This is a genomic window from Roseinatronobacter monicus, from assembly GCF_006716865.1.
GTDB classification, from domain to species: domain Bacteria; phylum Pseudomonadota; class Alphaproteobacteria; order Rhodobacterales; family Rhodobacteraceae; genus Roseinatronobacter; species Roseinatronobacter monicus.
Genome location: NZ_VFPT01000001.1, coordinates 2,330,361 through 2,342,680 on the forward strand (window position 1 = coordinate 2,330,361; position 12,320 = coordinate 2,342,680).

Consider the following 12,320-nt stretch of genomic DNA (forward strand, 5'->3'; position numbering starts at 1 on the left):
CACGCGCGCCTCGGGGTTGACCCGAGGCGCGCTGGCTGCTTTGCTTTGCGCAAAGTGAAAATAGGAATATTATGCGCAGCTACGCCATTGGCGATATTCACGGGCAGCTTGCCCTTTTGCGCCAGGCTCACGCTTGGATCGAGGCGGATCGCAAACGCTGTCGTGACCCTGATGCACCGGTGGTTCATCTTGGCGATCTGGTTGACCGTGGCCCGGACAGCGCCGGCGTGATCCGGCATTTGCGCGAAGGGCAAGAGGGCGGCGCGCCTTGGGTCGTGCTCAAGGGCAATCACGACCGCATGTTCGAAAAATTCCTGACCGATCCGGGCTGGCGCGACCCCCATATGCGCAAGGATGTCAGCTATCTGCACCCGGTCGTGGGCGGCGCGGAAACGCTGATGTCATATGGTTTGTTCCGGCCAACATCGTATCATATCAGCCGTGCACGTGCGCAGGTTCTGGAGGCCATCGCCCCCGAAGATATCGACTTCTTAAGCGCCCTGCCCCTGAGATATGAATACGCTCAGGTTTTACACGTGCATGCGGGCATTCGCCCCGGTGTGCCGCTGCCAGAGCAAACCGAAGAAGATCAGATCTGGATACGCGAGCCGTTCCTGACAGATACGCGCGATCATGGGCCGCTCATCATCCATGGGCACACGGTCATTCCCACCCCGACACATTACCGCAACCGGGTGAATATCGACAGCCGGGCCGGGTATGGCGGGCCCCTGACTGCGATTGTTGTCGAAGACAGGCAGATCTCGGTCTTGACCGAGACTGGCCGTATCCCCCTAGAGCCGCGTTAACCCCAAGGGTTCTGTGCCCGCTGGGGTGCAGGCGCGCTGATACCGCTTTCTTGTGCCATTCTGGTCAGTGCCGCAATGCGGTTTTGCGTGTTCGGGTGGGTCGAGAACAGCTTGTCACGCTTGTGCACATGCAGCGGGTTGATGATGAACATATGCGCGGTTTGCGGGTTCTCTTCGGCCTTGTCATAATCAATGCGCGAGGCGAAACCCTGTATCTTTTCCAACGCCGAGGCCAGCCACATCGGGTTGCCGCAAATCTCGGCGCCCACGCGGTCCGCCTCATACTCGCGCGAGCGTGAAATCGCCATCTGCACCACAGCCGCCGCCAATGGGGCCAGAATCATCACCGCAAGCATTGCAATCACGCCGCCCGCCCCTTGATTACGGCCCCCACGAAAGAAGAAGGCGAAATTCGCCAGCATCGAGATGGCACCGGCAAATGTCGCCGTGATCGTCATGATCAGCGTGTCATAATTGCGGATATGCGCCAGTTCATGCGCCATCACGGCAGCAACCTCTTCGCGCGACATGCGGCGCAACAGGCCGGTCGTGGCGGCAACGGCAGCATTCTCGGGGTTGCCGCCAGTGGCAAAGGCATTGGGCTGGTCCTGATCGATGACATAGACGCGCGGATGCGGCATGCCTGCATCATCGGCCAATTGGTGCACCATGCGCTGCAAATCCGGATGAACCTGACTGTTGCATTCCTGTGCGTTATGCATACGCAGCACGGCCTTGTCAGAATTCCAATAGGCATAGACATTCATACCTGCCGCCACCACAAAGGCGATCAACAGCCCTGCGCCACCGCCCAGCAAGTAGCCGACCCCCATAAATAAGGCGGTCATTGCGGCCATCAGCATGGCTGTCTTCATATACCCCATCAAGGCTCTCCATCCGGTATTGTTGCGCGGTTTCGTGGCAGATATGGGCGGCCAAGCCACCTATTGCAAGCGTTTGACCGCGAACATCGCAGCACAACACATAACGGCTGACGCCTCAGAAATTTTCCATCGCGCGAAAATCAATCTGTTCCAGCAGCGGGATCATGACATCGGTGTCCGCGCCCTCGGCCTGAACCAGTATACGGTTGGCGACAATGGCTTTCAGGCTTTGATCCTCGCGCAGAAAGCGTACGCGGTTGATCCGCTCGACCTGCCCGCCCATCTGGGCGATCATCGCCGAATTGCCCAGCATCATTCCAAGCTGCGCGACCATCGGATTATCGGCCATCAGGCTTAACTCAAACCGGCCCGCATCACCCGAATAAACGGCCTTGGCCATGGTGCCACCGCCCATAAAGCCCATCATCTGGCCGCCTTCTGTGTCAATTTCGCGCGTCCAGCCCTCTGGCGCGGGGGGCAGAAAATTCGCCAGCCCTTGGGCCTTCATATCTGCCAGCACGCGCTGTGCCTGCGCCAGTTCGTCCTCGGCAAACTGAAGGTCGCCGTCCTGATACGCCTCAAGGGCGGTTTCCATAGCCTCGATGAACGGGTCGGCATGGGCGGGTGCGGTCATCAGAAACGCAGCAGCAATAGCGGGAAATATCTTGGTCATGGTCCTACCTCCGGCAATGATGACGCAAGCCTGCCGCACTCCGCGCAATCGCACAAGAAATTTATGCGACTGTCAGCCCCGCTCTCTCAAAAGCCACGCGCAGATCGGTTTTCGGGCGTGCGCCGATATGGCTGATCACCTCGGACGCCGCGATCACGCCCATGCGCCCCGCCGTTTCCAGATCACGCGCCGTGGCAAGCCCATAGAGGAACCCGGCGGCAAACTGGTCGCCCGCACCCGTTGCATCGACAGGGACAGTGCGCGTGACCGGAACTTCCAGCTTGCGGCCCTGCTCGAATATCCAGACCGGATCGCCCGAGCGGGTGCAGATTACCAGCGCGCAGTCCTGCACCGCTTGCGCCAAGGCATCGTCCAAATCATTGGCCTGATACAGCGACACCCATTCCTGTTCATTGCCAATGACGTAATCCATGTGATTGGCAACCAGATCACGAAAGTCAGCGCGGTGACGGTCGACGCAAAACGGGTCGGACAGCGCGATCCCGACCTTGCCCCCGGCCCCGCGACAGGCGCGCGCCGCTTTCAGAAACGCGTCCTTGCCCTTGTCCTTGTCGAACAAATACCCCTCAAGAAAGACAATCTTGCTATCGGCCATCACGCCCTCGTCCACATCATCCGGGCCGACCTCTGCGGAAATGCCAAGATAGGTGTTCATCGAGCGCTCCCCATCCGGGGTGACAAAGATCATACTGCGCGAGGTGGGCAATTCGCCGCCCTGTACCGGCGGATTGACAAAATCCGCGCCCGTATCAGCGGCATAGAACTGACCCAGCGCATCATCATTGACGCGGCCCACAAAGGCCGCTTTCAGCCCCAGTTTGCCCACGCCTGCCAGAGTGTTGGCAACTGATCCGCCCGACGCCTGCGCGCGGTCCTTCATCGCGCCATACAGCGCCTCCGCGCGCTCGCGCTCGACAAGCTGCATGATGCCCTTGTGTATGTCCATCCGGTCCAGAAACCGGTCATCCACGGTTGTGATTACGTCGACAATCGCATTGCCGATACCTGCGATATCATAGGTTTTCATAGGGTTTTTTCCTCGAATTGGCATAGGTCGCGGATCAGGCAGGCACTGCATAGCGGCTTGCGCGCCTTGCAGATATAGCGGCCATGCAGGATCAGCCAGTGATGGGCATGAAGCTGGTATTCGGCGGGAATGTGGTCTTCGATCGCGCGCTCAACCGCATTCACATCGCGCCCCGGACAAATGCCGGTGCGGTTGCCCACGCGAAAGATATGCGTGTCGACAGCCTGCGCGGGCATACGCCACCACATGTTCAGCACGACATTGGCCGTTTTGCGCCCCACACCGGGCAGCGATTGCAGCGCGGCGCGGCTCGACGGAACCTCGCCGCCATATTGTTCCACCAGAATCCGGCTGAGTTTGATGACATTCTTGGCCTTGTTGCGAAACAGGCCGATTGTCTTGATATGTTCGATCAGCCCCTCTTCGCCAAGGGCCAGCATTTTCTCGGGCGTATCTGCAATCTGGAACAACGCGCGCGTGGCTTTGTTCACCCCCACATCGGTCGCCTGCGCCGAGAGGGCCACAGCCACGACCAAAGTGTAGACATTGACATGCTCCAGCTCGCCCTCCGGGGCCGGATCGGCCGCGTGAAAGCGGCGGAATATCTCGCGGATCGTGGAATAATCGAGTTGCTGGGCCATGCGCTTTCTATGCAATGCAGATCAATCAGGGGCAAGAGCCTATGCCTGCGCCATTTCGCGCAGGTCCAGTGCCGCGCCATCACGCAGCAGCGCACGTGCGGTGTCGGTAAAGAAATCCCCATCGCCAAGATGCGCTTCGCCTTGGTGAATGACCAAGGGCGGCAGCAGCTTGAACGGCGCGCGTGCGCCCTTGCGGGCCTGAACAATGACCCGCCGTGCTGGACGATGCGCCCGCGCCGCCAATGGCAGCACATAACAAGAGGCACGACCCGCAAAGCCCGCCAGCAGATCAGGCAACCGCTCGGCCAGATGGATCAGGGTGATGTAGCCCCCGTCGCGCGTGCGGCGCAAGGCAGTGTCGATCCAGATTGCCAAGGGCGTGTCTTCGCGCAATGCACGGTCGCGGCCCGCATTTTGCGCGGCTGGGCCTTGGGGGGCGTAATAGGGCGGGTTGGCGATGACATGGTCAAATCGTCGCGCCCGCAGTGCCGGTGGCAAGGCTTGCAGATCGCCCTCGACCACATCGAAGGCGACGCCATTTTCAGCGCCATTGCGGCGCGCGAGTGCGGCATAATCAGCCTGCAACTCTATCCCCGTCAGCACCAGACCGGGCACACGCGCGGCCAGACATAACGACGCCACCCCCACCCCGCAGCCCAGTTCCAGAACGTTCTGGCCCGCTTGCGCAGGCACAGATGCCGCCAGAAACACCGGATCAGTCGCGGCCCGGTAGCCATGGCGCGGCTGCCACGCGAGAACCCTGCCATCGAGGAAGGCATCGCGCGTCAGCTCTGGTTCAGTCATGCAAAGGGATGCCATTGTCGCGCAGGATCGAGACGGCCATGAAGTGATCTTCGCGCCGCACCAGCAAGCGCCGCGGCATCATGCCCAAGGTGGACTCGAGTGTGTGCATATGGACGTCTATATCAAACACCTCTATACCCTCGCCTTGAAGAATGGCCGTGGCGAAAGGGATGATTGTCGGGTCGGTTGTGCGGAGTAGTTCTTTCATGCACTCACCCTATGTCGTCATGGAATGGTTTGTCGAGACAGGACGCAACACAACATGGACACACAGCAATTGACCCAAGCGCCCCATGATCGCCTTGCAGCGTTCTTGCGCGATGATCTGGTGCAGGTCAATGCCCTGATCCGCGCGCGCATGGCGTCCGAGAACGCGCCGCGCATCCCCGAAGTGACCGCCCATCTGATCGAGGCCGGTGGCAAGCGCATTCGTCCGATGCTGGTGCTGGCGGCAACGCATCTGTGCAACTATAAGGGCGCGCGCCACCACCATCTGGCCGCCACGGTAGAGTTCATCCATACCGCGACCCTGCTGCATGATGATGTGGTCGATGAAAGCCATCAGCGGCGCGGGCGGGCCACCGCAAATCTGCTTTGGGACAACAAATCATCTGTGCTGGTTGGCGATTACCTGTTCGCGCGTGCGTTTCAGTTGATGGTGGAATGTGGCTCGCTTCGGGTGTTGGACATTTTGTCCAATGCCTCGGCAACGATTGCCGAAGGCGAGGTTCTGCAACTGAGTACGGCGCAAAACACTGCAACCACAGAAGACCAGTATCTGCGCGTCATCCGGGGCAAGACGGCGGCGCTTTTCTCCGCCGCAACCGAGGCGGGTGCGGTTCTGGCGGACGCGCCCGAAGACCATGTTCAGGCCTTGTTCGACTATGGCGATGCACTGGGCATCAGCTTTCAGATTGTTGATGATTATCTGGATTATGGCGGTGCGGGCGACGGCATCGGCAAAAATATCGGCGATGATTTCCGAGAGCGCAAAGTCACCCTGCCCGTCATCCGCGCCATCGCAAAAGCTGACAGCGAAGAGCGGGCGTTCTGGACGCGCGTGATCGGTGTTGGTGCGCAGAATGACGGCGATTTCGAGCATGCGCGCGCCCTGATGACGCAGCATGGCACATTGGAAAGCACGCGTCTCGAAGCGCTGGACTGGGCGCAGCGCGCAAAATCGTCAATCGCCAAGCTGCCAGAGCATGACATCCGCGATATGCTGTCTGATCTGGCCGATTACGTGGTGGCGCGGCTTTATTGATGCGCCAGCAAACCAGTCGTGACAACCCACCATTCGGGATGCGCGGCTTGCAACTCGCGCGCTGCGCGCTCTGCGTCATCCTGACTTGCATACAGTCCGAAACACGTCGCGCCCGATCCTGACATGCGCGCCAGCGCGCAGCCCGGTGTTGCGCCCAACGCAGTCAGAACCTGACCGATTTCAGGGGCGATCTGACAAGCCGCAGCTTGCAGGTCGTTGCGCTGATCTGCCAGAAACGCAAACAGCGCAGCCGCGTCGCCCCACAAGGGCAAGGATGCGGGCATTGGGGCATTCTCGCGCTGTTCCAAGGCACGGAACACTTGCGGGGTTGGGACTTCGACACGCGGGTTGGCGAGCACCATCCAGAATGCTGGCAGCGGCGCTAGCGGGGTAATCGCCTCTCCTATGCCTTGCATCCGGCTGGTGCGTGGTGTCAGGCAGACAGGCACATCCGCCCCCAACCCAAGGGCGGCGCGCATGGAGGGCAGGGTCGTGCCCTCAAGGCGCGCGACAAGCCGCAGGCAGGCAGCCGCATCTGACGACCCGCCACCAATGCCAGAGGATAGGGGCAAAGCTTTGTGCAAAGTCAGCGCAAGGTCGCGCGCGCCCATCAACCGTGCGGCGCGCAACACCAGATTATCTGCGCCAGCGCCAAGGCCCGCCGCCTCCGGCCCGGTGATCGACAAAGACAGCCCCCTTAGCCGACGCGCCGTGATCAAATCGCCAACCTCGGCAAAGACCACAAGCGAATCAAGTAAATGGTAGCCATCGGCCCGCTGGCCCGTGACGTGAAGCGTCAGATTTATCTTGGCCGGGGCAAGTTCCGCGGCAGTCATGGCTCCGCGTCAAACTCTTCAAGTGCGGGCTCTTTGCCGATTTCCAGTTTGCGGCGCACCAGATCGACATCCAGATCGGGGTGTGGCGCAAAGGACAATGCCCGCCGCCACTGAAAGCGCGCCTCGCGCGTGCGCCCGACAGCCCAATACACATCGCCCAGATGGTCGTTCAGGATCGGATCGCGCGGCAACAGTTCAACCGCGCGCTCCATCACCGGCACGGCTTCTTCATATCGACCTAGCCGGTAATAGGCCCACCCGAGCGAGTCGGTGATATAGCCGCTATCGGGTTCCCCTTCGACGGCGCGCTCGATCATGTCGAGGGCTTCGTCCAGATTGGTCCGCTTTTCGATCAGCGAGTAGCCGAGATAATTCAGCACTTGCGGCTCGTCCGGGACAAATTCCAGCGTGCGGCGGAACTCAGGCTCGGCCAGTTCCCATTCACCCATGCGCTCGTAGGAAATTGCGCGCGTATAGAGCAAAACCCAATGCCGCGCCTCGATCTCGTCGATCAGATCGATGGCGCTGGTATAGGCCTCTGCGGCCTCTTCATAGCGTTCTTCGCGGCGCAGCATGTCCCCAAGCGAACTGAAAACCAGAACGGAATCCGGGCGCAGCTCGCTTAACGATACCAAGCTTTCGACAGCATCCTCTACCTGCCCCGACTGATACAGCGCATTCGCTCGCCCAAGCTGCGCGCCCAGATATTGCGGGTTGTCCTGCGGCATCATGCCATAGATCTGGTCGGCAAGATCATATTGCTCGACGCGTTCCAGCAATTGCCCTGTCAACAGGATTGCATCGCCATGATCGGGACGCAGCGCAAGTGTCAGTTGACCATAGATGATGGGCAACCAATCGCCGGGTTCCCCGATAAGCGCGCCAGCCAATGAAAAATAGACCTCGGCCATCCCGTCGCGGGCAGAGGTCACGGTTGTGAATGGAACGGGTTGTTCCTCGCGCAGCGCATCCATCAGCAGTGCGGCATCATCATCAGGGGTGCCGCCGAAGATGGTTTCGCCCAGCTCCAATGCCTCATCAAAGCGGCCAAGCTGCGACAGGATCGTCATATGCGTCAGCACGCCGCGCCGCGACAGATTGACCGTAGTGTCACTCTCGCCAGCCAGAATGTCGGCAGCGCGCTCCATATCTCCGACGAACGCATGCGCCAAAGCTTGGTGGTACAGCGCGAAGGGTGCCAGCTCGACCCGTTCCGATATTGCTGCTTCAAACGCCGCAATCGCGTCGGACATGCTGCCCTTGCCAAGTTCAGCCCAAGCCACACCCATTGCATCTGTCAGGGGGCCAGACAGACGCCCCTCCTGCAAGCCTGCGATGACCGAGGCATAGGCGTCGCGCTTAAATTCATCGGCTTGAAGGATAACCGCGGCGATCTGCGTCATCTCGCCTTGTGCGGCGGCCTCGGCGGCCAATGCTGCTGCGCGCTCGAACTCGCCGCTCAGAACCCAGCCCTGCATCGCCAATTCACGAAATGTCTCGTTCCCCGGATCAGCTTCCAACGCGGCATCATAGCTTTGGGCCATGCGCGCAAAATCATCGCTTGCAACAGCGATCCGCCCTGTCAGAAAAGCCGACGCAAAGCCCGGCTGGATAAGCGAGCCTTCCTGCGCTGCGACCGGTTGCAGGAATGTCGGAAGGCACATCGCGGCGATGGCAGCTATACGGACGAATGGGATTGGGAGGTTCACGAGGCGGCAGCTCCGTCATAAAGGGTTGCGCTTAACACTAGGCCGCACACTGCTCATAGGCAATCGCTATGGCCACGAAACATTGCCCAATCGCGCAATCTCACTGAATCGTCACGTTGCGTATCACATATTGGGGTAGTTCGGCCCGTCACCGCCCTGTGGTGTCACCCAGTGGATATTCTGGCTGGGGTCTTTGATATCGCAGGTCTTGCAATGCACGCAGTTCTGAAAATTGATGACAAAGCGCGGGTCTTTGCCCTCTTCCTCGACCACTTCATACACACCGGCAGGGCAATAGCGCTGCGCAGGCTCTGCATATTTGGGCAGGTTGACGGATATAGGCACAGACGGGTCTTTCAGGGTCAGATGCGCGGGCTGGCTTTCTTCATGATTGGTGAAGGAATAGGCCACATTCGTCAGCCGGTCAAAGGACAGCACCCCATCGGGCTTGGTATACTCCAACGGCTGATGGTTCTTCGCCTCGCCCGTCGCAGCGGCATCTGTTTTGCCATGCCCCATCGTGCCAAACAGCGAGAACCCGAGCGTATTTGTCCACATATCCAGACCGCCAAGGCCAAGCGACGGCACAAGCCCCCATTTTGACCACATCGGCTTGACGTTGCGCACTTTTCGCAAGTCTTTGCCAATGGCACCTGTCCGCACATCCGCCTCATAGGCGTCCAGCTCATCGCCCATCCGTCCGGCCTTGATCGCTTCATGCGCGGCCTCTGCTGCGGCCTTGCCCGACAGCATGGCGTTGTGATTGCCCTTGATGCGCGGCACATTCACCAACCCGGCCGAACAACCCAGCAGCGCGCCACCGGGGAATGTCAGTTTCGGGATCGACTGATAGCCCCCTTCCGAAATTGCGCGCGCCCCATATGCCACCCGCTTGCCGCCCCTGAGCAACTCTGCCACCATCGGATGATGCTTGAAGCGCTGGAATTCCTGATAAGGTGCCAGATAGGGGTTTTCGTAATTCAGATGGACCACAAACCCGACATAAACCTGATTGTTGTCGATATGGTAAATGAAGCTGCCGCCGCCCGCATTCTTGCCCAATGGCCAGCCCATCGTATGGGTGACAGTGCCCTCGCGGTGCTTCTCCGGGTCGATTTCCCAGATTTCTTTCATCCCAAGGCCGTATTTCTGCGGCTCCTTGCCTTTCGACAGCTCGTATTTTGCGATCACTTCCTTGGACAGCGACCCGCGCACGCCTTCTGACAGGAACACATATTTGCCATGCAACTCCATGCCCGGCTCGTATCCGTCCCCCGGTGTGCCATCGGCATTCTTGCCAAACTCGCCCGCCACCACGCCCTTGACGCGGTCACCGTCGTAAACCAGTTCCGAGCACGCCATGCCGGGGAAAATCTCGACCCCTAGCGCTTCGGCCTGTTCGGCCATCCAGCGACAGACATTGGCCATCGAGACGATGTAATTGCCATGATTGTTCATCAGGGGCGGCATCGGCCAGTTAGGCACACGGATTTGTCCCGCCTGCCCCAGCATGTAGAAATTATCCTTGCGCACCGGCACCTTGATCGGCGCGCCCCGCTCTTTCCAGTCGGGCATCAGCGCATCCAGCCCGCACGGGTCCAGCACAGCACCTGACAGGATATGCGCGCCCACTTCCGAGCCTTTTTCCAGAACCACAACCGACAGATCGGCATCAAGCTGTTTCAGCCGGATCGCGGCTGACAAACCCGCAGGCCCCGCCCCCACGATAACAACATCATATTCCATCGCTTCGCGTTCAATGCCGGACATGGGGACTCCTGTTCTTGCGCGTGGCAGGGTTTGCTGGACATAATCTTTCGCGCCACCACTAGCGCACAGCCACAACCCTGGTCAATGCAAACGCGGCGTCGCAGCAATCACGCGCGACATCGCGCCGCAATCGCCACCGACTGCACCTGCATGCGCATTCCTCTTGCAATCTGACCACGGGTGCGCTCAGATATGACAACTTGAGAGGACAGCCCCGGCCATGCTGCGGGCGGTCTTTTTTATAATATGAGGGGACACACGATGGAAAAACTGCCCCTGACCCGCGCAGGTCAGCAAATGCTTGACGCAGAGTTGCGAAAGCTCAAGTCCGAAGACCGGCCCGCGATCATCCGCGCCATTGCAGAGGCGCGCGAACATGGCGACCTGTCCGAGAATGCCGAGTACCACGCCGCGCGCGAAAAACAAAGCTTCACCGAAGGCCGGATCAAGGAACTCGAGTCCATCCTTGCGCGTGCCGAAGTCATTGATCCGGCGAAATTCACCGGCTCTGTCAAATTCGGCGCGACCGTGACCTTCGTGGATGAGGACACCGACGAGCGACGCACCTATCAAATCGTCGGCGAGGCAGAGGCCGATCTGGAGAAGGGTCTGTTGAACATCAAATCCCCTCTCGCGCGCGCATTTATCGGCAAGGAAGAAGGCGATAGCGTGGAAGTGCGCAGCCCCGGTGGCGCGCGCAACTACGAGATTTTGTCCATCGTATACAAATGACATGAGCGCCGACCGGCCAGACCCCGCACAACACCCCAAAGGAACAGGCAAGGCGCATGGGCTGGACCCACGCCTAGCGCGCAACCTTTCGGTGGCGGTCTGGCTGGTTGCGGGTGCAGGGTTTCTTCTGATGGCCGATTTTGGCCAGATGGACCCCTTGACCCTTGGCGCCGTGGCGCTTGCGGCCTTTATGCCAGCGACAATCATCTCTTTCGGCCTGCTGGTGGCGGCAGCGGCATGGTCCCTCAGCCGAGAGACCCATCATCTTCAAGGGGCTGTCGATGAACTCCGCCGTGCTGTTCTGCAACGCGAGGCGGACGCGGGTGCACTGTCACCTGTAGCGCAAAGTCGGCTTGAAGACCTCACCTCCGCGCAGGCAGAAACCGACACCCGCTTGACGATGTTTTTCTCGCAACGCGCGCGCAATCCCGCCCTTGCGCACGTGCCCCAGTCGGATATGCCCCCCACGCATGAGCAGCAGGCCACATTCTCGCTGGGGACAGATGCGCCGCTCACTGATGCGCCACTCCCACCCGCAGACCTGATCCGCGCCTTGAACTTCCCTGAAAACGAGGATGATGCCGACGGGTTTCACTCCTTGCGCCTTGCGCTGTCCGATCCGCGTGTCGCGCCCCTGATCCGCGCGGCACAAGACGTGCTGACACGGCTGGCACAAGAAGGCATCTATATGGATGACCTCAACCCGGATCGCGCCCGCCCCGAATTCTGGCGCGCCTTCGCACAAGGCACACGCGGGGCCATGATCGCCCCACTGGGCGGCATCCGCGACCGCTCTTGCCTTGCCATAACCTCGGGCCGGATGCGCTCGGACCCAGAATTCCGCGCCAGCGCCCATCTGTTCTTGCGTGAATTCGACCGGGTATTCTCGATCTTCAGCCAAGGGGCAGATGACAGCCAGATCACCGCCATCGCCGAGACCCGCTCAGCCCGCGCCTTCATGCTTGTGGGGCGCGTTACAGGTGTGTTTTCGCGCTGAAAACACCTGCTTGCAGCCCCCATGTTGCGGAAGTAGACATGCTGAACAGATGAAGTAAATCTTCGGCATTTTCTTGCTCTAAATACTCAAATCCTTGACCGCAGCGCCACATGAAGGGCAGGGAAACTCCAAAAGGGCAAGGGGCCACACAGA

At 60.1% G+C, this 12,320-nt stretch carries 13 protein-coding genes; 4 read left to right on the forward strand and 9 right to left on the reverse strand.

Annotated elements, in window-relative coordinates; translation table 11 throughout:
* Positions 1-71 precede the first annotated feature (71 nt).
* Positions 72-809 (forward strand): metallophosphoesterase family protein, encoded by a 738-nt coding sequence (locus BD293_RS11130; RefSeq protein ID WP_142081707.1) that lies wholly within the window; start codon positions 72-74, stop codon positions 807-809.
* On the opposite strand, the gene htpX is transcribed toward BD293_RS11130, so the two are convergent.
* From htpX to BD293_RS11160, 6 genes are all read right to left on the reverse strand, one after another.
* Positions 806-1,693, reverse strand: a complete 888-nt coding sequence (gene htpX / locus BD293_RS11135; RefSeq protein ID WP_142081710.1) for a zinc metalloprotease HtpX — start codon at positions 1,691-1,693, stop codon at positions 806-808. The genes BD293_RS11130 and htpX overlap by 4 nt on opposite strands.
* A 115-nt stretch (positions 1,694-1,808) precedes the next feature.
* Positions 1,809-2,366, reverse strand: a complete 558-nt coding sequence (locus BD293_RS11140) for a hypothetical protein (RefSeq protein ID WP_142081713.1) — start codon at positions 2,364-2,366, stop codon at positions 1,809-1,811.
* Positions 2,367-2,427: 61 nt separating this feature from the next.
* Positions 2,428-3,414 carry an adenosine kinase gene (locus BD293_RS11145; RefSeq protein ID WP_142081715.1) on the reverse strand — a complete coding sequence of 329 codons (987 nt, stop codon included), beginning with the start codon at positions 3,412-3,414 and terminating at the stop codon, positions 2,428-2,430.
* Entirely contained in the window at positions 3,411-4,055 is a 645-nt protein-coding gene (gene nth / locus BD293_RS11150) for an endonuclease III (RefSeq protein WP_142081718.1), read from the reverse strand. Before nth ends, BD293_RS11145 begins: the two co-directional genes overlap by 4 nt.
* Positions 4,056-4,094: 39 nt before the next feature.
* A complete protein-coding gene (locus BD293_RS11155) occupies positions 4,095-4,859 on the reverse strand; it encodes a tRNA1(Val) (adenine(37)-N6)-methyltransferase (protein ID WP_142081721.1) in 765 nt (254 codons plus the stop codon).
* Positions 4,852-5,067, reverse strand: a complete 216-nt coding sequence (locus BD293_RS11160) for a putative signal transducing protein (RefSeq protein WP_071481273.1) — start codon at positions 5,065-5,067, stop codon at positions 4,852-4,854. Before BD293_RS11160 ends, BD293_RS11155 begins: the two co-directional genes overlap by 8 nt.
* 54 nt (positions 5,068-5,121) lie before the next feature.
* Between BD293_RS11160 and BD293_RS11165 the strand changes: the two genes are divergently transcribed.
* Positions 5,122-6,123, forward strand: a complete 1,002-nt coding sequence (locus tag BD293_RS11165) for a polyprenyl synthetase family protein (RefSeq protein WP_142081723.1) — start codon at positions 5,122-5,124, stop codon at positions 6,121-6,123.
* On the opposite strand, the gene BD293_RS11170 is transcribed toward BD293_RS11165, so the two are convergent.
* From BD293_RS11170 to BD293_RS11180, 3 genes are all read right to left on the reverse strand, one after another.
* The gene (locus BD293_RS11170) at positions 6,117-6,959 is read right to left on the reverse strand and encodes a 4-(cytidine 5'-diphospho)-2-C-methyl-D-erythritol kinase (RefSeq protein ID WP_142081726.1); all 843 of its coding nucleotides are present in this window, start codon (positions 6,957-6,959) and stop codon (positions 6,117-6,119) included. The genes BD293_RS11165 and BD293_RS11170 overlap by 7 nt on opposite strands.
* Entirely contained in the window at positions 6,956-8,668 is a 1,713-nt protein-coding gene (locus BD293_RS11175) for a tetratricopeptide repeat protein (protein ID WP_142081729.1), read from the reverse strand. Before BD293_RS11175 ends, BD293_RS11170 begins: the two co-directional genes overlap by 4 nt.
* Positions 8,669-8,791: 123 nt before the next feature.
* Positions 8,792-10,438: an electron transfer flavoprotein-ubiquinone oxidoreductase gene (locus tag BD293_RS11180; RefSeq protein WP_142081732.1), complete on the reverse strand. Its 1,647-nt coding sequence runs from the start codon at positions 10,436-10,438 to the stop codon at positions 8,792-8,794.
* Positions 10,439-10,699: 261 nt separating this feature from the next.
* Between BD293_RS11180 and greA the strand changes: the two genes are divergently transcribed.
* Positions 10,700-11,170 carry a transcription elongation factor GreA gene (gene greA, locus BD293_RS11185; RefSeq protein ID WP_142081734.1) on the forward strand — a complete coding sequence of 157 codons (471 nt, stop codon included), beginning with the start codon at positions 10,700-10,702 and terminating at the stop codon, positions 11,168-11,170.
* A 1-nt stretch (position 11,171) separates the two neighbouring features.
* The gene (locus tag BD293_RS11190; protein ID WP_142081737.1) at positions 11,172-12,167 is read left to right on the forward strand and encodes a hypothetical protein; all 996 of its coding nucleotides are present in this window, start codon (positions 11,172-11,174) and stop codon (positions 12,165-12,167) included.
* Positions 12,168-12,320 lie beyond the last annotated feature (153 nt).